This window comes from Aquimarina callyspongiae (genome assembly GCF_034322225.1).
GTDB lineage: Bacteria > Bacteroidota > Bacteroidia > Flavobacteriales > Flavobacteriaceae > Aquimarina.
In genome coordinates, this window is the sequence record NZ_JAXLPA010000001.1 from 796,780 (window position 1) to 821,740 (window position 24,961).

At 34.7% G+C, this 24,961-nt stretch carries 12 protein-coding genes and 13 tRNA genes; 20 read left to right on the forward strand and 5 right to left on the reverse strand.

The features are described from left to right. Positions 1-316: 316 nt before the first annotated feature. From U0D62_RS03340 to U0D62_RS03355, 4 genes are all read right to left on the reverse strand, one after another. The gene (locus tag U0D62_RS03340; protein ID WP_322193888.1) at positions 317-9,670 is read right to left on the reverse strand and encodes an HYR domain-containing protein; all 9,354 of its coding nucleotides are present in this window, start codon (positions 9,668-9,670) and stop codon (positions 317-319) included. A gap of 278 nt (positions 9,671-9,948) precedes the next feature. After that, a complete protein-coding gene (locus U0D62_RS03345) occupies positions 9,949-11,811 on the reverse strand; it encodes a hypothetical protein (protein ID WP_322193890.1) in 1,863 nt (620 codons plus the stop codon). A gap of 142 nt (positions 11,812-11,953) precedes the next feature. Next, positions 11,954-13,627, reverse strand: a complete 1,674-nt coding sequence (locus tag U0D62_RS03350) for a tetratricopeptide repeat protein (RefSeq protein ID WP_322193892.1) — start codon at positions 13,625-13,627, stop codon at positions 11,954-11,956. 89 nt (positions 13,628-13,716) lie between these two features. Then, positions 13,717-14,736 (reverse strand): helix-turn-helix transcriptional regulator, encoded by a 1,020-nt coding sequence (locus U0D62_RS03355; RefSeq protein WP_322193893.1) that lies wholly within the window; start codon positions 14,734-14,736, stop codon positions 13,717-13,719. Between the two features lie 153 nt (positions 14,737-14,889). Here U0D62_RS03355 and U0D62_RS03360 point away from each other — a divergent pair, with 153 nt between their 5' ends. From U0D62_RS03360 to U0D62_RS03420, 13 genes are all read left to right on the forward strand, one after another. Then, entirely contained in the window at positions 14,890-16,290 is a 1,401-nt protein-coding gene (locus U0D62_RS03360; RefSeq protein WP_322193894.1) for an RtcB family protein, read from the forward strand. A 738-nt stretch (positions 16,291-17,028) separates the two neighbouring features. After that, a tRNA-Lys gene (locus tag U0D62_RS03365) sits at positions 17,029-17,102 on the forward strand. Positions 17,103-17,107: 5 nt separating this feature from the next. Beyond that, positions 17,108-17,194, forward strand: a tRNA-Ser gene (locus U0D62_RS03370). 4 nt (positions 17,195-17,198) lie between these two features. After that, positions 17,199-17,288 (forward strand) — tRNA-Ser (locus tag U0D62_RS03375). A 7-nt stretch (positions 17,289-17,295) separates the two neighbouring features. Further along, a tRNA-Asn gene (locus tag U0D62_RS03380) sits at positions 17,296-17,368 on the forward strand. Between the two features lie 5 nt (positions 17,369-17,373). Next, positions 17,374-17,446 (forward strand) — tRNA-Cys (locus U0D62_RS03385). Between the two features lie 10 nt (positions 17,447-17,456). Beyond that, a tRNA-Tyr gene (locus tag U0D62_RS03390) sits at positions 17,457-17,542 on the forward strand. Between the two features lie 3 nt (positions 17,543-17,545). After that, a tRNA-Asp gene (locus U0D62_RS03395) sits at positions 17,546-17,618 on the forward strand. Positions 17,619-17,628: 10 nt separating this feature from the next. Beyond that, a tRNA-Pro gene (locus U0D62_RS03400) sits at positions 17,629-17,700 on the forward strand. 6 nt (positions 17,701-17,706) lie between these two features. Next, positions 17,707-17,781, forward strand: a tRNA-Arg gene (locus tag U0D62_RS03405). A gap of 3 nt (positions 17,782-17,784) precedes the next feature. Beyond that, positions 17,785-17,856: transfer RNA gene (locus U0D62_RS03410), tRNA-Glu, on the forward strand. Positions 17,857-17,960: 104 nt separating this feature from the next. Next, a tRNA-Gln gene (locus U0D62_RS03415) sits at positions 17,961-18,031 on the forward strand. Between the two features lie 23 nt (positions 18,032-18,054). Beyond that, positions 18,055-18,128: transfer RNA gene (locus U0D62_RS03420), tRNA-Leu, on the forward strand. Between the two features lie 18 nt (positions 18,129-18,146). Here U0D62_RS03420 and U0D62_RS03425 read toward each other — a convergent pair. Beyond that, positions 18,147-19,013 (reverse strand): bile acid:sodium symporter family protein, encoded by an 867-nt coding sequence (locus U0D62_RS03425; protein ID WP_322193895.1) that lies wholly within the window; start codon positions 19,011-19,013, stop codon positions 18,147-18,149. Between the two features lie 78 nt (positions 19,014-19,091). Between U0D62_RS03425 and U0D62_RS03430 the strand changes: the two genes are divergently transcribed. The 7 genes from U0D62_RS03430 to U0D62_RS03460 all read left to right on the forward strand — a co-directional run bounded on the left by U0D62_RS03430 (position 19,092) and on the right by U0D62_RS03460 (position 24,961). Further along, positions 19,092-19,166 (forward strand) — tRNA-His (locus tag U0D62_RS03430). A 142-nt stretch (positions 19,167-19,308) separates the two neighbouring features. Further along, positions 19,309-19,485, forward strand: coding sequence for a hypothetical protein (locus U0D62_RS03435; RefSeq protein ID WP_322193896.1), 177 nt, complete (start codon positions 19,309-19,311; stop codon positions 19,483-19,485). Positions 19,486-20,398: 913 nt separating this feature from the next. Further along, on the forward strand, positions 20,399-21,499 hold the full coding sequence (locus U0D62_RS03440; RefSeq protein ID WP_322193897.1) for a slipin family protein: 1,101 nt from the start codon (positions 20,399-20,401) through the stop codon (positions 21,497-21,499). A 342-nt stretch (positions 21,500-21,841) separates the two neighbouring features. Further along, positions 21,842-22,063: a hypothetical protein gene (locus tag U0D62_RS03445; RefSeq protein WP_322193898.1), complete on the forward strand. Its 222-nt coding sequence runs from the start codon at positions 21,842-21,844 to the stop codon at positions 22,061-22,063. A gap of 335 nt (positions 22,064-22,398) precedes the next feature. Beyond that, the gene (locus U0D62_RS03450) at positions 22,399-22,806 is read left to right on the forward strand and encodes a response regulator (RefSeq protein WP_322193899.1); all 408 of its coding nucleotides are present in this window, start codon (positions 22,399-22,401) and stop codon (positions 22,804-22,806) included. A 14-nt stretch (positions 22,807-22,820) separates the two neighbouring features. Beyond that, positions 22,821-23,360 carry a heme NO-binding domain-containing protein gene (locus U0D62_RS03455; RefSeq protein WP_322193900.1) on the forward strand — a complete coding sequence of 180 codons (540 nt, stop codon included), beginning with the start codon at positions 22,821-22,823 and terminating at the stop codon, positions 23,358-23,360. Then, a complete protein-coding gene (locus U0D62_RS03460) occupies positions 23,360-24,961 on the forward strand; it encodes a PAS domain S-box protein (RefSeq protein WP_322193901.1) in 1,602 nt (533 codons plus the stop codon). Before U0D62_RS03455 ends, U0D62_RS03460 begins: the two co-directional genes overlap by 1 nt.

A 24,961-nucleotide genomic window follows, 5' to 3' on the forward strand; every position in this document is an offset into this window, starting at 1 on the left:
GGGTCTTTTTAAAAGTTGTAGCAAAGAAATCTATTTGTAATTAAAATTCAGGTAAAAAATACCGGACAAAAACCGGACAATACACATAGTCAACTAAATAACAATGCTTTACATTTGAATCTATCAAATATCTATCAGTTATTCGCAACTGCAATAATACTATATTTTAAGATTTTTTTAAGAACCTTAATGGTGACAAAAAGTGGCATTATTTAATATTTTTTCAAAATCTTGTAGAAATCAGTAAACAATCCCTGTTTTTTTTAAGTTCAAAACTTTGTTTGTTCAAATTCAGTATTAAAATGTATTTTTTATTCTAATGTTCGACCAAAATTCTTTTCATAGTTGAACCTTTTGGTGAGAAGTATACTTTGACCCAATACGCACCCATTGCTAAATTGGCTACTGAAATAGGAGTATCTATTGTAACCTGATCAAGTGCCATTATTTTTCTTCCTATCATATCATATAATTCAACAGCTTCTATATCACCTGTTCCTGTTATCGTAAAACTATCGGTTGCTGGATTTGGGAAAATGGTAATTGAAGTTGTATCATTAGGATCTTCTACAATTACGGTTCTTAACACCTCATCAGCTACATTCCCAGAACTATCGGTTGCGTTATACCTAATTGTATAACTGCCAGGAGCGTCTATAAAATCAGTAACATCTATTACAATCAGTGAACCATCATTGGTCACTGCTCCTAATTCTGTGTATCCATCTCCTAATGTTATGACTTGTGGGTTATCACCTATCAATGTAATTATTGGTGGTGTGGGGTCTACAATAGTTACCGTAGCTGTACATTGCCCAATGTTCCCTGAAGGATCAGTGGCTGTAAGCGTAACTATATTATCTCCAACATCTACAGAAGTAAAACTTGTTTTATCAAGTGATAAAGAAAGATTACCGCAAAAATTATAAGAACCATTATCTATCTGATCAGGAGTAATACTTACATTTCCTGTCTCATCCAATTGCAGTGTGATATCTTGACAAATAGCCACTGGCAATATTGGATCTTCTACAGTAACAATTGCTGTACATCTGGAAATATTACCATTCATATCCGTAACCGTTAATAAAACAAAATTGCTACCAACATCAGAACAATCAAATTGATCTTTATCTATTGCAACAGAAGAAATCCCGCAGGTATCAGTAGAACCATTATTGATCTGATCAGCTGTAATCGTTGCATTTCCAGTTGCATCTAATTGTACCGTGATGTCCTGGCATATTGCTCCTGGAGAAATAATATCTTCAACGGTAACTGTAGCAGAGCAACTAGCAGTATTTCCGTATCTATCTGTAGCTGTTAAAACTACTGTATTAGCACCAATATCAGAACAGTCAAAGGTATCTATATCAATCGAAAGCGAAACTGTCTCACAAGAATCCGTGGAACCATTATCAATATGCCTAGGTTCAATTCTTCCATTTCCGTCAATATCTAATTGAATAGTAATATCCTGACAAATTACCGTAGGTGCAACCGTATCTTCAACTGTTACAACTGCTGAGCATTGAGCACTATTACCATTAGCATCGGTTGCTGTAAATACAATTGTATTTGCACCTACATCATAACAATCAAAAGTATTGGTATCAATTTCCATAGCAACAATTCCACAAGCATCTGATGATCCATTATCAATTTGATCAGGTGTAATTGTTACATTTCCACTAGCATCCAACTGTACGGTGATATCCTGACATACCACGGTAGGGTTTACATTATCTTCTACAATAACGGTAGCCATACAGGTATCTGAATTCCCATTAGTATCAGTAACTGTTAAGGTAACTGTATTTGTACCAACATTACTACAATCAAAAGTATCTGTATCTAGTGCTAAAGAAGCAATGCCGCAAACATCTGATGATCCATTATCTAGTTGAGCAGGTGTAATGGTAGCATTCCCGGTAGCATCCAACTGTATGGTAATATCTTGACAAACTACCGTAGGTTGTACCATATCTTCTACGGTAACTATAGCGGTACAAGTATCCGAATTTCCATTGGTATCCGTAACTGTTAGGGTAACTGTATTTGCACCAACATCACTACAATCAAAAGTATCCGTATCTAAAGTCAGCGAAACAATGCCGCAAGCATCTGATGATCCATTATCGATCTGTGCGGCTGTAATCGTTGCATTACCGGTAGCATCCAACTGTACAGTGATGTCTTGGCATACCACGGTAGGGTTTACGTTATCTTCAACCGTAACTGTAGCCGTACAAGTATCCGAATTTCCATTGGTATCCGTAACTGTTAGGATAACTGTATTTACACCAATATTTGAACAATCAAAGGTATTAGTATCTAAAGTCAGCGAAGCTATTCCACAAGCATCGGTAGATCCATTATCAATCTGCGCGGCTGTAATCGTAGCATTACCGGTAGCATCCAACTGTACGGTAATATCCTGGCAGATAATCATAGGTTGTACCTTATCTTCAACAGTAACCGTAGCAGTACAACTATCTGTATTACCATTGGTATCAGTAACTGTTAAGGTTACTGTATTAATTCCAACATTTGAACAATCAAAGGTATCCATATCAATAGCTAAAGAAGCTATTCCACAAGCATCTGATGATCCATTATCGATCTGCGCAGCTGTAATCATTGCATTACCGGTAGCATCCAATTGTACAGTGATGTCCTGGCAAACTATTGTAGGTTGTACCATATCTTCTACGGTAACTGTAGCGGTACAAGTATCCGAATTTCCATTAGTATCGGTAACTGTTAGGGTAACCGTATTTGTACCAACGTCACTACAATCAAAAGTATTAGTATCTAGTGTTAAAGAGGCAATGCCGCAAGCATCTGATGATCCATTATCAATCTGAGCAGCTGTAATCGTAGCATTTCCGGTAGCATCCAACTGTACAGTAATATCCTGGCAAACAACTGTAGGTTGTACCATATCTTCTACGGTAACTGTAGCGGTACAAGTATCCGAATTTCCATTAGTATCGGTAACTGTTAGGGTAACCGTATTTGCACCAACATTTGAACAATCAAAGGTATTAGTATCTAGTGCTAAAGAGGCAATGCCGCAAGCATCTGATGATCCATTATCGATCTGGGTGGCTGTAATCGCAGCATTACCGGTAGCATCCAACTGTACGGTGATATCCTGACATACCACGGTAGGGTTTACATTATCTTCTACAGTAACTGTAGCGGTACAAGTATCCGAATTTCCATTAGTATCGGTAACTGTTAGGAGAACTGTATTTGTACCAACATTAGAACAATCAAAAGTATCCGTATCTAAAGTCAGCGAAGCAATGCCGCAAGCATCGGTAGATCCATTATCAATCTGAGCAGTTGTAATCGTTGCATTTCCGGTAGCATCCAACTGTACGGTGATATCCTGACACACTACTGTAGGGTTTACGTTATCTTCAACAGTAACTGTAGCAGTACATGTATTCGAATTTCCGTTGGTATCAGTAACTGTTAGGGTAACCGTATTTGTACCAACGTCACTACAATCAAAAGTATCATTATCTAGTGTTAAAGAAGTAATTCCACAAGCATCTGATGATCCATTATCAATCTGAGCAGTTGTAATCGTTGCATTTCCGGTAGCATCCAACTGTACGGTGATATCCTGGCAAACAACTGTAGGTTGTACCATATCTTCAACCGTAACTGTAGCGGTACAAGTATCCGAATTTCCGTTGGTATCAGTAACTGTTAAGGTAACCGTATTTGCGCCAACATTACTACAATCAAAAGTATCATTATCTAGTGTTAAAGAGGCAATTCCACAGGCATCGGTAGATCCATTATCAATCTGAGCAGTTGTAATCGTTGCATTACCGGTAGCATCTAATTGCACGGTAATATCCTGACATACCACGGTAGGGTTTACATTATCTTCAACTGTAACCGTAGCAGTACATGTATCTGAATTTCCATTAGTATCGGTAACTGTTAAAGTAACCGTATTTGCACCAACATTTGAACAATCAAAAGTATTAGTATCTAAAGTCAGCGAAGCAATGCCACAAGCATCTGATGATCCATTATTAATCTGGGCGGCTGTAATCGTTGCATTTCCGGTAGCATCCAACTGTACGGTGATATCCTGGCAAACTACCGTAGGTTGTACCATATCTTCAACTGTAACTGTAGCAGTACATGTATCCGAATTTCCGTTGGTATCAGTAACTGTTAAGGTAACCGTATTTGTACCAACGTCGCCACAATCAAAGGTATTAGTATCTAAAGCCAAAGAAGCAATGCCACAAGCATCTGATGATCCATTATCGATCTGAGCAGCTGTAATCGTAGCATTTCCGGTAGCATCCAACTGTACGGTAATATCCTGACAAACAACTGTAGGTTGTACCATATCTTGTACGGTAACTGTAGCAGTACATGTATCCGAATTTCCATTAGTATCGGTAACTGTTAGGATAACTGTATTTGTACCAACATTTGAACAATCAAAGGTATTTATATCAATAGCTAAGGAAGCAATTCCACAAGCATCTGATGATCCATTATTAATCTGGGCGGCTGTAATCGTTGCATTTCCGGTAGCATCTAACTGTACGGTAATATCCTGACAAACAACTGTAGGTTGTACCATATCTTCAACCGTAACTGTAGCAGTACATGTATCTGAATTTCCGTTGGTATCAGTAACTGTTAAAGTAACAGTATTGGTTCCTATATTAGAACAATCAAAAGTATTGGTATCAATCGCCAAAGAAGCAATCCCACAAAAATCAGAAGAACCATTATCAATCTGTGCTGTTGTAATTGTTGTATTACCAGTTGCATCTAATTGCACGGTGATATCCTGGCAAACAACTGTAGGATCTATATCATCAACAACCGAAGCTGAAAGGTCATATGTAAAAGTATTCAGTATACAATCATTAGAATCAATCTGCACATTTCCATTAAAACCAGATGCTGTGCAAGCGTTTGACATAAACGAAACATCAAAATCCTGAGTAACACCAGCAGCAATAGAAATTGGAAAAGTATGAGTACTACTTAAAGAAAATTCTGCTCCTGTAACGGTAATTCCGGTAATCTCTAAGGTGCCACCTCCATTATTATTAATTGTAAATGTCTGTGTAGTTGTTACTGTGGTAGAAATTGTTCCAAAATTAGTTCCATCCAGAACATCCGGGGTTGAATCTCCATTAGAAATTAATTGTCCATTACCTTCAACAGTAATTTCTGGAGCTACAACAACACAACTGGTTGTACTTACTCCACTACCTGGAGCTATCCAATTAGAAGTCGCTCCACTTAAAGTTGTATTATATAGTGTAGCATGATATCCATTAGTCCCTCTATCAATAATCTGCGTTTCTAAACGATTATTTCCTTCTGCAACTCCCTGATTAAAATCGTAATACGCTACCAAATTGGTCTCTGCACCAGTCAAAGTACATTCCTTTTGATTTAGAATTTCTGTACAAGTACGAGCGTAATCCCAGATACGGATTTCATCAATTTCGCCTCTAAAATGCTCTCTCAAGTTACCATTATTCAGCTGAATATTTCCTACCCTAAAATCAGTTAAACCTGTAGACGCTCCATTATCAGCCTCTAAAGTTAAGGTACCTTCTTCTTCACCATCAATATATAAGGTCCATACATTCCCTATTTTTACTACAGCCACATGGTGCCATTGATCGTCCTTTACATTTGTAGTACTAAAAACTTGTTGCCAGCGACTAACTGAATAATCATATTGTCCTAAACGAACAAGCCCTGCTCCACTTATTTCAACAGAAGTTTCTTTATTAGGACCTGTTGTTTGCCAAACCATAATAGCTCTATAACCATTTGCGCCACTATCAGCTTTAAACCAAGCTTCTAATGTAAAATCTGTAGATGAAGAATTGATATTAGCAAAGGCATAATCATCTGTCCCATCAAAACTAAAAGTTTCAGCCAGATCATCTGCTTCTGCCGTAATTGAAAAGGTATAAGGATCATTATCGGTATCATTACTCTCAATAGTAACCACAGCATCAAATGTACCATTAGCGCCAGGTGAGAAAATCACATCAAAAGTATCTGTTGTCCCTGCAGCAACTGAAGCCGGAAAGGCTGCTATACTATAAACACTAGCTCCGACACCTGATATAGTTATATCACTTATGTTCAATGTATTAACGCCAGCTGAATTATCCAAAGTAAATGTACTGGTTGAATTACCTCCAGCAAGAGCCGAAACAAATTCTGTATGATCTACTAGATCTGGAGTTGTATCTCCATTGGCAATAGAAGTTCCATTACCTAATACTTCCAGAACTACTCCATCTGTAACGGTAACTGTAGCCGTGCAATCCGACGAATTGCCTGCAGCATCTTCGACTGTTAAAGTTACTGTATTCGCTCCAAGATCTGCTGCTGTAAAACTCGTGATATCCAAGCTTAAAGAAGCAACACTACAATTATCAGTTGATCCATTATCAATTTGAGCTGGAATAATGCTTGCATTTCCAATACCATCTAATGTCACTGTGATATCCTGGCATATTGGTGAAGGCACTTCATTGTCATTTACGGTAATATCAAAAGAACATATCGCACTATTACCCGAAGCATCTGTAGCTGTATACTCTATAGTTGATGTACCTACTGGAAACAAAGATCCGCTAGCCAATCCTCCTGTTTGTGCAATCGTAGCACCGCAATTATCAAAATCTTCAATTACAATCTGGTAAGACACCCAAGGATCCGAAGACGCATCTTCTCGTAAAAAAACATATCCATTAGCATACGAAAAACCATAATTGTTTGGGGTTGGTGCTCCTGCCGGCATATCAAGGAAGATACCATTATAAGTAGAGGTAGTTTTATCAATAAAATATACTCTTGCATTTAACTCACTGTAAATAACGATTTCTGCTCCGCTAACTCCTGTATACCCTACAGAACGAGTAGTGATATCGCCATTATTAGCTTCAGGAAAATTAACAATAGCATTATCCGTTAGTTGATTTCCGTTCATGTCATACGAATATAATCTTCCGCCGTGATAGAAAACGATTTCATTAGCATCATAATCATATGCTCCATTTGATTGATTATTGGGTTGATTATTGCCTGTTACAAAAGTAGCTCCTCCACTGGTAGCATACCCATTTCCATCTAAGGTTACTGTACGATATCCAGAAGCCGCTACTCCATTTCCTTGCAACTCATTTGTGTTTGGGTTCCACCATAGTCCGCGAAAATCGAAACCGGTTGTATTGGTTACCAGAGTATTTCCATTACTGTCGTATGTCCTGAACGGCATTCCTGTATTCCCTGCTCTGAAAGAATAATATAAATCCAAATCCGGGTTATATGCTACGCCGCTCCAATTAGTTGTTCCTCCGCTCGTTGCTAAACTTGGTCCGGGAGTAAGTGTTCCTATATTAATCCTTAAATTTTTTCCTGTGGGAGGGTCAAAATTAACCAAAGCACCACATTCTCCCATATCAGCAGTTACCGTGATATCTTCCTGGCATTCGATGACAGGATCAACATTGTCTTCAACCGTTACTGTGGCAATACAAGTAGCATTATTTCCATTACCATCATCCACCGTTAAAGTAACCGTATTCGCTCCCAAATTATCGCAAGTAAAAACCGATTTATCTACAGAAAAGCTAACACTCCCACAATTATCACTACTTCCGTTATCTATATCTGCAGGTGCCATAATCGCAATGCCCGAAGAATTAAGCTGTATGGTAATATCCTGACAAACTACAGTAGGGATTACTGAATCTATCAAATCTGACAAATCCGTATTGGTTGCTGTAAAGTGATTTGCAGCATCGGGATCACTTGTCAAGACATCAGCAAAATTACTACCGGATACGGTTCCTTGGTTGGAAACTGTCGTAGTAGTTGGAAAAACACCTGCATTAACCCCTACATTAAAGTTAATAGTAACAGATCCTCCTGGAGGAATATTGCCTATATTGATCTGTATGGAAGAATCTCCTACAGTATTTCCTGTAATTACTGTACCGAACGAAGTGGTTACTGATCCAACGTCTAATGTTGTATTTGCATCCGGAGTATCGTTAAACATTACATTAGTTGCCGTAGTTACTCCAGAATTTCCTATTACTACTTCATACTGTATGTTTCTCGTGGTACATTGATTGGCAGTGTAATTATCTATTTTTGTAGCGGATACACTTACATCGTCAATAAAAGTAACATAGAAAACATTATCCTGAAAATCCCCGGGAGATCTAAATATATCCTCAACGCCAACTATAAAACTATTAGGGTCTCCTGGTGGTGATATTACCATTAAATGAGGAGATTTATTTTCTTTAGCTCTAATGATAATATGTCTTCCATCTGATGTTAGATCATGTGAGTATCGTTGATTGATAATCGCATATGCATCTGGATTGTTACTAGCTAACCAATCCGTTACTGCTATATATTGAAAGATCCTTGTATCTGTAGCCCAGTTCTCATATAAATCTACCCAAGCTTGATTGGCAGGATTTGTAGCTATCGGGCTAGTTCCATCTGTTGGAGCTGTGGCAATCATAGCCCAGGTAGTCCCTGCACCGAACACATCTGCAACCAAAGCATCATGATCTGCCGTATGTTGAAAACGAGGATACCAATTAGAGGTAGTTCCTCCTCCATAATTATCCCCAGTCGTAGAAAAACCAGGGCTAGGAGAAAACGTTATAACATCTGGATTGAATTCTGTTTTAGAATAATAGGTATTTACTCTTGAACTTCCTGCTGCCCAAAAAACTGTACTAAAAAATACCAATTCTCTATTAGGGCTTACTATAACATCGTCAAACCATCTGTATTTATAATAATCTTCACCTCCAGCATCAGTTCCTAAAATTGCCTGCGGAATAGAAGTGCTTTGATTGTTAGTAGTATTATAAATATTATAATCTATTTGATTGTTTGTACTACTATAAATATCGGTAATTGAATAGGGTGAATAATTTGTATAATCAAACGATGAGGATGTACCATTATCGTCATCACAGATATAAAAAATAGTACGCCCCGTAATATAATCATCGCTATCTGGTGATCCAGAGTATTCCCAATTCCCTAAAAGCCCCTGAAAACTTCCTAATATCGAATGTGTAGCCATCACTCCTTTATCTACTACAAAAGGAGGCATGACATTACTTCCTGTAGTATATTCTAAAACATCGGGAATGTCATTTGTGTTATTATCTATATATAAATATACGGATGGATGCTCATAATACCCAGAATAGGTTCCTGAACTATCGGTGCTATTAGGTAAAAATTGCCAGTAATCACCTGGAGTATTTCCATTTGCCGCAGCTACGGTTCCATTTTGAAAATACGATGCTGACATAGAGGTAACTCCTACAGGTTCAACATCAGCAGCATCAGGTATCCCATCATTGTCATCATCAGGATCCATTGCATTATTTAAACCGTCTCCATCAAGATCATCGCCAGGGGCTGTTTCATAAAAATCTGGTAAACCATCCTTATCAGTATCGATATCCAGGAAAAAGAAACCTAAAATAGCACTGGCTCCAGCATCTTCTCCTACGTAATCTACAACAAGAGATTGTGTTTGTGCCGGAGATATTGTCGTAATCGATTCTATACTTTGGGCAATTGATTTTGAAAATATAGTCATAAAAATTATTATCAACATCAATCTTCTACACAATGTAACAGAGTAGCTTTTTATCATATAAGGATCTTTTTGATTAGGCAAATAAATCAAATAGTTTTTAAAATCTACCAAAATCGTACTGGACAAAACCCGGACAACAAGTAAATTATTTATTTTCACATACTATTAATTCTAAAATCTATAGCATAAGTATTCAATTATATCCGGTCGCAAAACTAGCTATTTTAAGAGTTGTTTAGGACTTTTTTTGATAGTAAAAAGTGGCAAAACTTTCTTTTTTAAGAAGCTTCCAGGTATTCTAAAATGGATGTCCCTTTAGGTGCATTGATTTTTTTACGGAGACGCGATCGACTTCTTATCACACTATCCTGAGAAATGGCCAGCATATTAGCAATTTCGTTCGTACTTAAATCAAGTTTTTCCATAGCTAGTAATCGTTCTTCAGATTTTGTGAGATCATAGTTTTTCTTTTTTAAATCTGAAAAAAAAGTAGGATACACCATAGTAAATTTATGCTTAAAAGTATACCAGTCATCTGGGGTAAGAATTCTAATAGTTGCTAAATCCTGAAGTTTTTGTGCATTTTGCTTTTCTCCCATTTCATTTTTTAACTCCTCCAATTCTTTGGTCAAAGCTTCTTGCACTTTACTTTTATCAAGTAGTTGTGCCATAAACTCTTTTAGTTCTTTTTTATTTTGCTCGATTTTATCTGAAAGTAACTTCCGTTTTCTCTTTCCTGCTTGCCATATATAAAAAGTGATTCCTATTGCCAATAAAACAATTGAAAATATAGCCAACCATAAGACTTTTCGTTTTCCTTCAGCGATTTGGTGATTTTTTTCTAATATTTCAATCTCTGTTTTCTTTTTAAAGATCTCATTGTCCTTTCTTTCTGTTTCAAACTGTGATTGATAATATAGAAATGTATTCGTCTTTATCTCAGAATTAAGAGAATCTTTGGCAATTATATGATTTAATAAGTGCTTATAAGCTTGTTCATAATTTCTTTGAGAAGCAAATACTCTGGATATTCGATTTTCTGCTTTAGTATTCAAATTAATATCACCGATATTCTCTTTTTTTGCTAATAATTTTTCCAGCTCGAATTGAGCTTTCTTATACTCTTTAGTTTTTATATAATAATCTGCCCTGTCTAATAAAAGTGAAGTTTCATTATACTCTGGAGCACTACTCAACAATCTGTACTTTTCGGCTTCATCCAAATGAAATTTTGCTTTATCCACATCATTTTTATGAAGATAATACCCAACATATAGTTTATGGGGTTGTATCATCAGTTCTGATTTGTTACTCCCTTCAGGAACACTTTTTAAACTAATTGCTAAGGAATCAGTATATATTTTAGCAGTCTCATAATCTTTTTTATAAGAATAATCACTGGCTAGTTGTGCATAACCAAAAGCAATCGCATATTGGCTTTTTATTTTTTTTGCATGCTCTAAAATTCTTTTTCTTTCAAAGATTGCCTTATCTCTAAAACCGTTTCTGGAATACAATCCTGCTAATTCGCTTAATGCGTAATTAGCATACTGTGCATCTCCCAGGATATCATATAGCTTGTAAGCTTCTTCAAAACGATTTACAGCTCCCACAAAATCTCTCAGGTTTGTATACACTTGCCCAGCAAAATAACGTGCATCCGCTGCAAAAATAGAATCGCCTGACTCCATAAAAAATTCCGCCGAAGTATCATAATCTGCTAAAGCCTCTTCTAATTCTTCCAGATTAAAATACGCTCCTCCTCTTTTTAATAATAGATGAGCTTCAGATTTTTTTGTAGTAAATCTGGATTTCTCACGTAATAACTCTTTAACCACATAAATAGCAGAATCCGGTTGACGGTTATTGATATATTTCTGTGCTACAAATCGGGTTTTTGAAGCAGCCAGATCATAATCTCCTTGTTTTTTGGCTAGTGCTATCACCTCATCAAGAAATACAAACTGATCTGGATGATTAGCTCGTATCATAGCTTTTGTTAAGGTATCCAAAATTGCTAGCCGAACCTTTTCTGATGGAACATTTTGAAGTTTTTGCTGTAACGTATCAATTTTGGTTTGCGAAAAACTTATTGTAACAATGCCAAAAAACAGTATAACTAAGGGGAGTAGTTTTTTCATCATAAGGGGGTTATAAAAGTCTTGAAGTATTTAATATAAAGTTAAAACTTTAATCCACTATTTTAGTGTTTATTGCTGCTTAATCAAAAAAATATACGTGACAAAAAGTGGCAAGTCAATTAAACTAACACTTTTTGCAGTATTAAAGTGTTTGAATAAACTGTTCTAATTCTTCTTTTGCAGTCAACCCTATTTTTTTGCGAATACGATATCTAACAGATTTTACAGCATCCATAGAAGAGTTGCGAATAGTCATGATTTCTTTGATTGATAAATTAAGTCGAAGTAAAGCACAAACTTCTCTTTCAGTCTTGGTAAGTTCGGGATATAACTTGATTAATTTTGAATCAAATCCCTGATTAACATCATTAATTTTATGCTGTAAAGTAGAGAGTTTACTTTCAATACTGATCTGAGATTTTAGTTCTTTGGTTAGTATCGATAAAGAAGTTTTCAATTCTTGAGGGTTTTTCTCTACCAGTTCTTTTTTGAGTTGGTTTAACAATTCTTCTTTAAAATTTAGACGCATCGTATTATCTGCTACCAATCGTTTGATCTCTTCTTCTTTGGCCAATATTTTTTGATCGAGTAGTTCTTTTTGCGCTTTTTCTTTTTCCAACTTTTCAGCTCCTATCTGAACTTTACTTCTATAATTTCGGCGTACTAATAAAGTAATGACAAAGGCTCCGATTAAAGAAACAATGAAAAGTGCAAAATAGAGCCATTTTTTCGATTTTTCGGCTATTGCCAAAAGTGTCACCTCTCTTTTTTCTTGAACAAAGGCTAAGCTATCCGCAAATTTTTCCTGTCTAAATTTATGATTCAATTCTAATGCTTGAATTTTCTTTACATTTTCAATATTGTAGATAGAGTCTGAATGTCGGTTAAATGTACGATAGTCATCATAGGCTGCTTTATGATTCCCCATCTGAGCCTGTAGATAACTTTTTCTTAGATATGCTTTTGTTATTCTTTCCCTAAAATTTTCCTGAACGGCTATAGACAATGAAGAATCTGCATAAATTAATGATTTATCGTATTCTTTTGTTTTTTTATAAATATTAGAAATGTTATAATAGGCTGCACATAAAGAATACGCTTTGGCATATCTTTTAGCATATTTTATATTCTCATATCCTAATCTCAGCGCTTCTTCTATATTTCCTGACTCTCTGTATAAAGCACCTAAATTATTATTAACCCGCTGTATATCATCAGTACTATCGATAGAAATAAATAAGGATTTTGCTTTATTATAACAGATCATAGCAGAATCCAATTGTTTGCTTTGCCGATATGAAACTCCCATCATATTATATCCAGCAGCTATCCCATGAATATCTTTGAGAGGTTCTTTGATCTCAATGGATTTCTTATATAAAGCAATAGCTTTATCATGGGCATTTTGATACCTGTACATCATGCCCATATTGTGATATACATCGGATACATGCCAAATATCTTTTTCTGTTTCATAGATTTCTTTGGCTTTAAAGTAATAATCCAAAGCTTTAGGATAATCTCCCTTTCTACGGTTAATCACACCTTTTATTACATAGGCTTTTGCCAATTGTTGCTGATTTTGGTTTTCATTTCCTGAATGTATTAGTTTTAGAGCCTGATTAACTAACTCTCCTGAGGAACTAAAATCTCTATCATATTGCAATTCTGCTAACTCTAACAACGCATTAATCTTTATAGAATCGGTTTGAGCAAGTTCGACTTCTCTCTGTAAACGCACCAATGTGCTATCTGTTTCTTGAGAATGACCATAACTCATTATTATGAATAGAAGAGAAATGAAATATATTTTCATGTCAACAAAATTATTGATAAAGTTTGGAACTATCATACTCTAACACATCTGATTCTTAAAACCACAAAATCTACATCCTTGACTATAAACTAAGATGTTTCGTTATAGAGTTCATATGCTTTTTCTAACTTTTTTCGAATCCTTTTTCTAAGGTGCCTTGGTTGTAATACTTCAACAGCTTCACCAAATCCTAATATCAAGCGTTCCAACTCAAAATTAAGATGTACTTTTAATTTAATGATTATACTACCATTATCTAATCTATTAATAACTTCCTGAGAGTGATGAAAAGGTTTAGTAATTACATACGGTGCATTACCTCTATCTATTTTTAAGGTTATTTCCTGCAACTGCTCATCATTAAGAACTGTTACACCAATTGTATTTTTATAATATTCATCTCCTTTAAAATCTTCGTTTATATATAATATAGAGGTATCATAATCAATCCCTATAATTCTATCAAGGGCTAAAGTCAAAATTCGTTTATTGCTAGATGTTCTGCCTACCAAAAACCATCGATTATTAAATTCTTTAAGTATAAAAGGATGAAAAACAAACTCCGAGGCTTTTCTTGCAGTAAAGGATTGATAGGTAATCTTCAATACTATCTTTTTTAAGATTGCTTGATATAAAACATCTAAATGTTCCAATCCTTTCAGTTTTTCATTTTTATCCAAGTGTATTATTGCAGATTGATGAGTCTTTTCTGAATATACTTTATCTTCTAATCGTTGTATAATACCTCCCAATTCTGAAAATAGAGAGAAGTCTTTAAATTGTTTTAACATCTCTACGGTCTCAGAAAGAACATTCATATCACTTTCAGTAATCGGAATATCTGTGATTGAATAATCTTCATCTGCATACCGATAATACTTTCTTTGATATACTTCTATAGGTGCATTATAACCTAATTTATCACTACGCATCATTTGAATATCCAATTGCACAGTACGTTTGCTTACATTAATTTCTCTTCCTTCATATTCATACAACGCATCGGAACACGCTTTTATCAAGCTGCCTAACGTCCATTTTCTATATTGATTTTGTAAACATTTATCAATGGTTTTATAACGAATTAATGCATTTTTGTTTAAAGCCATATACTACATTTTAATGAAAAATAATCATTCTCTTTTTAGTACGCAAAAAGAGTGCGTAATATAATTAAACATTTGTATCATAATTATAACATTGGTTAATTTAGTACCGCTTCGTCGAACGGGGAGTCGACGAAGCATCCAAAAAAGAATATTATGGAAAACAAAATATACATTACAGGAAAAACATTGATTGATTTAGGTTTCAGATCTGGAAAATGGTTCCCAGAAGCTATCAATCATATTAATACACATCAATTACAAGGTGAGGTTATGATGAACTACCTGGAGCAATTCAAGTTACCTCCGATTATGGATTTGCATAAAGAAGCTGCTCCATTTGTTATTAATATCAAAGCAGAAAACGAATTAGAAGAAACTAATGTAAATTCAGTAGTAGACTCTATGGATATTTTAATGAAAACTCCTACTATGGTCAATGGAGCGGTAATGCCAGATGCTTGTCCTACCGGCCCCATTGGAACTATCCCTGTTGGAGGTGTAGCGGTTGCCAAAAATGCAATCCATCCAGGAATGCATAGCGCTGATATTTGTTGTTCTGTGATGCTTACAGATTTTGGAAAAACAGACCCTAAAACAGTACTGGATGCTGCTCATGCTAATACACATTTTGGTCCAGGAGGAAGAGATAGAAATACACAATATAGATTTCCTGACGAGTTATTAAAAGATTTTGAAAGTAATTATATGTTGAATAATGAGAAAATGATTCAGGCAGCGAGAACCCATTTAGGAACACAAGGCGATGGTAACCATTTCTTATTTATTGGTATTTCTAAAAAAACCGGAAATACTATGATGATTACGCATCACGGATCCAGAGGTCCAGGTGCTAATCTGTATACTAAAGGAATGAAGATCGCAGAGCGTTTCAGAAAAGAATTGTCTCCAGAAACATTAAAACAAAATGCCTGGATTCCTTTTGATACTGAAGAAGGAAAAACATATTGGGAGGCTTTACAAATTATAAGGAAATGGACAAAAACTAATCATGAAGTAATCCATAATGCGACTCTGGAAGTTTTACAAATCGAAGCGCAAAATCGATATTGGAACGAGCATAATTTTGTTTTTAAAGATGGAGATTTGTTCTATCACGCAAAAGGAGCCACCCCATTAGACCCTAAATTTATGCCGGATATTACAGGGCCTAGGTTAATCCCTTTAAATATGGCTGAACCGGTATTGATCGTTGATGGTAAAACAACAACAACCAATTTAGGTTTTGCACCACACGGTGCCGGACGAAACGTGAGTAGAACACAACATAGAAAAAGTAAAACAGGGACATTTCAAGAAATCTTTGATCAGGAGACAAATGGTCTGGATGTTCGATTTTTTTCAAAAGAAATCGATATTACAGAACTGCCTAGCGCGTATAAAAATGCTTCTTCAGTAAGAAGTCAGATGGAAGAATTTGGATTAGGTACTGTGATTGATGAAGTGATGCCTTATGGATGTATTATGGCTGGAGATTGGCAAAAAAATGCTCCTTGGAAAAACAAAAGGAGACAGGATAAAAAAAATCGGAAATAAGCAAATTAGTATAAACCTTTTTAATAGATCAAAAATTATCGCATATTTGCATAACAAAATGATGCAAAATAAAATACATACCGCACCAAAATCACTGTTAAGCCAGTGTGATTATCGATGGATTAATGAAACATCCATTCGAAACCGGACGCTATGTACTTATTTTTTTACCATTTTGTAAAGTGAATTAAAAGATAAAAAACAGATATAGTAGAAGCGTCCAAGAAATTGGGCGCTTTTTTTTATAATTTTTTTTACCAAAATGAATAAAAGTTAATTAGCACATAAAGATTAGTATTTGGAAAGTAAGCATCAGGGAGACAGACGATTGCCAAAAAATCCAAAATCCGTTGAAAAACGGACAGGGATTTCTGTTTCATATACCAAGCATAACTATCTGATTATCAGCAAAATAAATCAAAAAATATTTGCAGATTAAAAATAAAGATCTAATCTTTGCACCGCAATCGAAACAAAAACAATATTCAAGATTGCACTATTAAAACTAGATAATAATTAAAACATATAAAATGATACCGAATAGTTGGCTACATATTTTAAATCCACTCTTTACCAAACAAAGAGAATATTGTTCTGATTCGAACAAACTTGGTGTCTATTATATAAAAAGGATATGTATAAGAATATAACTTATACCCATTAACAAGATATAAAAGGCGCCCGAATAAGGCGCCTTTTTTTATTGGCATAGTTCATTGACATATTGAAAACTAAATTTGACGTGTAGCTTAATTGGCAAAAGCACTCGGCTTTTAACCGAGGTGATGTAGGTTCAAATCCTACTACGTCAACTTACGGAAGGGCAAGCCAATAGGTGGTGGCCGCAGTCTTGAAAACTGTTAGGAGATAATGACTCGTGTGGGTTCGATTCCCACTCCTTCCGCTTTGGAGAGTAGGTAAATATTGGTTTGTTACGTGCGGTTGCTAACCGTGTTCACGACTAGAACGTGATGAAGGTTCGATTCCTTTGCTCTCCGCAATAACGATACTGTAGCTTAACTGGTAAAGCTGGGAGCTGTTAACTCTCAAGATGTAGGTTCGAATCCTTCTGGTATCGTAAAAGACAAGGTGACTGAATGGCCAAAGTAGCGGTCCGCAAAACCGACGTTTGCAGGTTCGAATCCTGTCCTTGTCTCTATAATTACGGAAGTATTGAGCAATTGGCTGGCTCGCCGGACTGTAAATTCGGTCTCTTCGGAGCTTGTAGGTTCGAGTCCTACTGCTTCCACCACATAGTATCGTAGCACAATGGCTAGTGCACCCGACTGTCTCTCGGAAGGTTGCGGGTTCGAATCCCGTCGATACTGCAATAATCATCTGGGGGTATAACAATGGTAGTTTACCCGCCTTGGACGCGGGAGGTTATAGGTTCGAGTCCTGTTCCCCAGACAATTAATATCTATAGTGTAAATGGAAGCACTAGGGATTTCTAATCCTTGAGTCTAAGTTCGAATCTTAGTAGATATACCAAATACTCTGTTAGTATAACGGTTAGTACACCTCACTTTCTATGAGGAAACAAGGGTTCGACTCCCTTACAGAGTACAGTACTATAATAAACTCATGGTGAGCGGAAGCAATCAAGGTTACAACCCTTGAAGTATAGGTTCGAAATGCTATGTATTCGCAATCCTATGGAGTTTGCAAATTGACCTGTGATGTAATGGTAGCATTCAAGACTTTGACTCTTGGTGTAAAGGTTCAAATCCTTTCAGGTCATCATAAAAAAATATTTCAACAAATGCAGGAATGACGGAACTGGTATACGTGCTTGATTTAGAATCAAGATTTTGAGAGTTCGAATCTCTCTTCCTGTACTAAGGCATTTTGGTTTATCAGTTTGCCATTATTTTACTCTTTTTGATTCCAAGATAAACGGCTATACCGCCAGTAAAAAACATTAATAAACTATATACTGCAGGAGCGATAGCATAGGATGTATTTTCAAGAAGTACAATAGCAATAGATATAGCTAATGTTCCATTTTGAATTCCGGACTCAATAGAAATAGAGACAGCACTTTCGTTATCAACTCTAAATAATTTTGCAGAAAAATAACCAACAACCATTGTAACCACATTTAAACAAAGGGTAACAAGCCCTGCTTGTTGTAAATAGGAGATAAAATTGTCTTTTTCTTTAAAAATCAAACCTAATATCACAAGGGTTATTACAATTGCTGAAGCTCTACGAACAGGTTTGGCCATTTTTAATGCAAATGACTCTCTATATCTTCTTATAGTCATACCTATAACAATAGGAATGATTGTAATAACTAATATCTGGATAATAGTATTAACAATATCCAGACGAATCATTTGGCCTTCCTCTAAAAAATGTAGTAGAGCAAAATTGATAATAAAAGGGATCGTAAGAATGGTTATAAAGCTACTTAAAGCGGTAAGCGTTACCGACAATGCAATATTCCCTTTTGCCAAATGTGATATAAGATTAGAAGTAGGTCCTCCAGGACAAGCTGCCAAAATCATAATTCCTATAGCAATCTCTGGTTGTAACGGAAATATCGATGCTAATCCAAATCCTATTAATGGTAGGATTATGATTTGATTAGTCAACCCTATTAAAATGGCTTTTGGATATATAAATATCCTTTTAAAATCATCTATCACCAATGATAATCCCATGCCTAGCATTATTATAATAAGTGATACGGCCAAAATAATTGTCGAAATATTATCCATGAACTCTGTTTTCTGATTTATGGTCTAATATAAGATTTTAAAATACACAACGATTAAAAATATACGCTCCAAAAAATGGTGTCTCTAGCTTATTTGGTAAAGCATTCCGCTGTGAACGGAAAGAACAGGGTTCGATTCCCGGAGTACACCCCAAAAGAAACAGTAGCAAAGATGGTCAATGCGCTAGATCAAAGCTCTGAAGATATAGAGTTTGTACTGAACTTGTTTTAGTATTCAAATCCTATCTGTTTCACTGATTTTTTAAAATAATGTTTAACCAATTCATCAAATTATTATGAAGACACACTTTACAATTAACAAAGTTAAAAAGAATGATTGGAAACCTGTGATTACTAGAGTAGTAACAAAGTGGACTTCTAATTATATCAAAGCAATGCGAACAGTTTTATATCCTTCAGAATCAGAAGGTATAGAAAACAAAAATGATGTACATCGCATATTTTATAAGTGAATTTATATTCTACGTAAGATGATTGCGTAGTTTAATTTCACCTTTGTGATGTAATTACAACAAACCTTTTGACTTACTAGGGAAAAATTAAAAAAGGTTTGAAGTAACACCCTGCTATTATTGGGGTAAATAGCAGGGTTTAGATTAAGAACCTCTTGAGATTAAAAGCAAAAATATCAGTTGACACCTGATAAGAGATACAAAATATAATAACAAGTTCATTAAAATATTAAGTAAGTCCTGTTGCGTGTTTCTGTATAGCACCATTGTATGAAGTATTGCAAATTGTGTATCATCACTTCATATTCAGCTTGACTTAAAGGTTTGACTATTGCCAAAAATAGTCTCGATTCTGTCGGTCGTGGGTTCGACTCCCACTCTCTTAAGCAGAGATAGTTCAGTGGTTAGAACAACAGAAATTCATGTAGGTTCGAGTCCTACTATCCTATACGGATATTGCGAAATTGGTAGACGCACCAGATTAAGGTTCTGGCGAATTGGCACTCAAAATGCCTCTTTCAAAAAGCTTGGCTATCTTTTAAAACTAGCCCCAGCGCATCTCGCTGTTAAATAAGATAAAAACCGTGATCGTAGATCGGTTATTATAGTACTCTTGCTATAATGACAATCTCAAAAGTACCTTGAAATATTAGTCTTTTATAATTTGAAATAATCACTTTTTTGAATTTAGATACCAGAACTATATGATCTTTTATCTCTTTACATAAAACTGGTTGTAGAAAATGTAATAACCTAATATTTCCGCACTGGAAAGATGATTTGCTTTCACTGTTTTTTTTAAAAGAAATAAACATTCTGGTTATCAAAATCAGTCAAAATATACTTTAAGAAAGAACCATACCTGTAGTTCTCAATTAAAGTCGACAAGTAATTAACAATTAAATACAAACAAATGAAACGAGTAAGAATTAATGCGGGTAAAGTAGGTTTAGTTTTCAAAAAAGGAGATTATAATCGCGTAATCACACAAGGAACTCATTGGTTAGCGCTTAATGAGAGGGTAACACAATACGATTTAACAAAGCCTTTTGGAGCACCTATAGCATTAGAGATCTTACTACAAGATAAAAAACTGGAAGCTATGCTACACGTGATCGAAGTAAAAGATAATGAGATCGTGTTAGTATACGAGAACGGGAACTTTAAGAGTGTATTTCCTGCAGGTAGATATACGTTGTGGAAAGGACTACGTGATTATAAATTTATTACAGCAGATATTAGTAAGATCTATATCACAGAAAAGATCAACAAATCACTCTTTAGCAATTACGCATTGAGTAAATACATCAGAGCATTTGAAGTAGCTACCTATGAAAAAGCTATATTGATTGTAGATGATGTATATACTAAAATTTTAGAAAGTGGCACCTATCGTTTCTGGAGAAATGATACAACTATCAAAATTGCTAAAGCAGATTTACGTCAATTGCAACTAGAAATTGCTGGTCAGGAACTATTGACCAAAGATAAAGCTGCGGTACGCATTAATTTTTATACTCAATATAAAGTTATCGATATCAAAAAAGCTTTATTAGATAATAAAGAGTATGAAAAACAACTATACATCGCTATGCAATTGGCACTACGTGCTTATGTAGGTATGTATACCCTTGATGAGCTTTTAGAACGTAAAGAAAATATTGCCAAAGCAGTATTTGATGATACAAAAGTTGATGCTTCTAAACTAGGAGTAAAAATTTTGAATTGTGGTATTCGCGATGTGATTCTTACTGGAGAAATGAAAGAGATCATGAACCAGGTATTGGTCGCTCAAAAAAGAGCACAAGCCAACATTATCACACGTCGAGAAGAGACTGCCTCTACCCGTAGTTTGCTAAATACTGCTAAACTAATGGAAGAGAACGAAATGCTTTACAAACTTAAAGAAATGGAGTATGTAGAGAAAATTGCTGATAAGATCGGTGAGATTAGTGTCTCTGGTGATGGCGGGATGGTTAAACAATTAAAAGACATATTCTCTGTGAATAGGTAGCGTGTTCAGATACTGCAGGTAATAATTATCTGCAGTATCATTATTATTTCTCCAGATTCATATATCTATTTCTTTAATTTCCTTAAAAAAGTATTCTTCATTCAAGGAGGTGAATTCTTCAAAAAACACAACATAAAATCATAGAACATTTTAATATAAGCTTTCTCCTGAGGTTAAAAAGTTTATCAAATATGCTTATCCCATATTGATTAAAAAAAACCATAAATCTTAACAAAATTTAAGAGTCTAAAGGGCGTTAGGGAATGAATTTTGATTACTGGATTGTTAACCAAACTTTATAAACAAAACCTATTTGTTAGGCAATTCCCAAAATTGATTAAAATGTTCCTATTTAAAAAAAGCTCCCCAAAACCACTAACCGAAGTAGACGATTTATATAAAAAGATTTTCTCTAATTTCACTACATTAAATCGTATTGATTATTGTGAATCTTTAATCTATAGAACAAAAAATGATCTGTCACATACCAGATGTCCAATTAAAAAGAAAAAACTAAAAACATTGTTAAAAGCTGCCAACGCAGAAATAAAATACTTAAAATAATATTATGTTATTTTAAAGATCACTAATGTTTGTTATCTGGTTTTTCTTGTCGTTTCAAATCACACAACTTACTCAAACCCTTTATTAACAAAGGATTTCTTATGAATATATGTTTAAACCAAGGTAATTACTAAGAGCTAATATTTCATTATAAATCTCTTAAAACACGGTCACTGTTACGTATTAAAACTGCAAAAACAATTCACCGACACAAAACTACCATTCGTCTACACTAGATTCGCTTTTATCGAAAGGCAGGGAAATTCTATCCCAAAAAAGAACACCTTTACAATAGGAAAAAACTTTTTTTTAACTTAACTTAATAATCTGAAATAATGCGTTTAAATTTTTTATTAATAGAAGACGATGAAATAGAGCGATTAAAATTTGCTCGAGTATTACAAAAAAACGGATACTCACATAACCTCATCGAAGCTGAAAACGGTGAAGAAGCCGTGAAATATTTAGAAGGCGATGGACCCCTACCAGACATCATTTTTTTAGACCTCAACATGCCTAAAATGAATGGTTTGGAATTCTTAAAAATATTAAAGTCGACCCCAAGACTTAACTATACCCCAGTTGTCATACTTAGTACCTCCAATAATCATAACGATCTTAAAGAATGTTATGAAGTCGGAATTGCTGGTTATATAGCAAAACCCTTAAAATATGAAGATTATACTCATAAGATTAAGTGTTTAATAGACTATTGGAGTGTTAATGAACTTATAAAAACATAAAACCTATTTAGCATATGAAAGGAATAGTATTTACTGAGTTTTTAGAATTAGTTGAAGAAAAATTCGGGTTAGCTGTAGTAGACAAAATAATTCAAGAATCGTCCTTACCCTCTGGCGGTGCTTATACAGCAGTAGGAACCTATGATTTTTCAGAAATGTTGAGCCTATTAACACATTTAAGTGATCATACCAATATCAGTATTGATGATCTTCTCCTTACATATGCAGAACATTTCTTCAAGGTACTTGCAGATAGCTATCCTGGATTAATTGATAAATATGATGACCCCATCGAACTTTTATCTTCTATAGAAAATCATATTCACGTAGAAGTTCAAAAAATATATCCGGATGCAGAACTTCCTACCTTTCATATTTTAGAAAAAACTTCAACGAACCTGGTGATGATATACAAATCCAGTAGATCCATGTATAATTTCGGTTTAGGGTTAATGCATAAAACTTTTGAACATTATAATAGTACTGCTACCATTCTTTTAGAAAAAATAAAAGAAGATGGTACAGAAGTCAAATTTAGTATTACCAAAAATTAATGAGTAATCCTGATATTGACATATTAAAAAGAGCATTGCAAAGGGCAAAAGCTGCCAGAAGACAGGCCGAAGAAATTCTTGAAGAAAAATCAAAAGAGTTATATGAAATCACTCAAGAACTTAAACACGCTAATGCCAAACTCAAAGAAGGATTAACCGAAAAAACATCTGAACTTCAAGGAGTTTTCGGAAATCTTGTTGATGCATACGTATTAATGGACATTTTTGGAAACGTCATTAAAATGAATGAATCAGCAGTCGAACTGTTTGGGTATGACATTAACTCAGAAAACCTTAATGTAACCAGCCTTATCTATAAAGAGGATTACAAATATGCCATGAAGTCCTTTAATCAGTTAGTTATGACCGGAAAATTTTCTGATTATCAAGCACGAGTTTACACTAAACACAAGGGAATTAGAATAGTACATATTAATGCTAGTCTTATTTATGATAAAGATAAAAAACCGATTGCTGCTCAAGGAATTGTAAGAGATATCACAGAAGAGCTTCATCAAAAACAAGTATTTGATGAACAAAAAAATCAATTATCTACAATTGTAGATAATTCTTCTTTGGGTATTGTATTAACACGGTTTGGTGAAATTATACAAACCAATAAAGCTTTCGAACAACTTTTAGGATATAGTCAACAAGAATTACAAGGCTTAGGAGTTAAGGGAATTTCTATTAAAGAAGATTATCCCGCTTCTGCTAAATTTATGGAAAAACTAAATGCTGGTGAAATAGATAATTTCTCAATCAATAAAAGGTATAAAAAAAATAATGGCTCCTTAGTTTGGGCAAAAACTAATGTTGCTGCAGTAAGAGATCAAGATGATAACATAAAATATCAGGTTGCACTGGTAGAGGACATTACCAATCAATTAGAAGCGGAGAAACAGAAAGAAAAATTACTTTCCAATTTAGAAAAAACTAACCAGGAGTTAAAAGATTATGCTCACATCGTTTCTCATGATCTTAAATCTCCACTTCGCAGTATTAACGCTTTGGTAAACTGGATAAAAGAAGATTATTATAAAGAACTTGAGGGGTCAGGTTTAGATAACATTGCGCTAATTGAGAATACATTAGAGAAAATGGAAAGTCTCATTAATGGAATTCTCAACTATTCTAGTGCAGGTAACAGAAATAACCTAGAAACCGAAAAAATAGACCTCAATGATACAATCTCAGATATTACCAATACCATCTTTATTCCAAAACATGTAACAGTATCGATTAAAAACAAATTACCTCATATACATGCTGATAAAACAAGAATACAGCAACTGTTTCAAAATATCATTAGTAACGCAGTAAATTATATAGATAAAAAAGAAGGAAGGGTAGAAATAGATTATTCAGACCAAGGATCATTTTATGTATTTCAGGTAAAAGATAATGGAGTGGGTATAAAAAAAGAATCTCACGAGAAAATATTTAAAATTTTTCAATCACTCAGTAATGATCGACACTCTACAGGTATAGGGCTATCGATTGTAAAAAAAATAGTAGATCTATATGAAGGTGACATTTGGTTAGAAAGTGAAGTAGGTATTGGAACAACATTCTTTTTCAGTTTAAAAAAGAAGTATTAA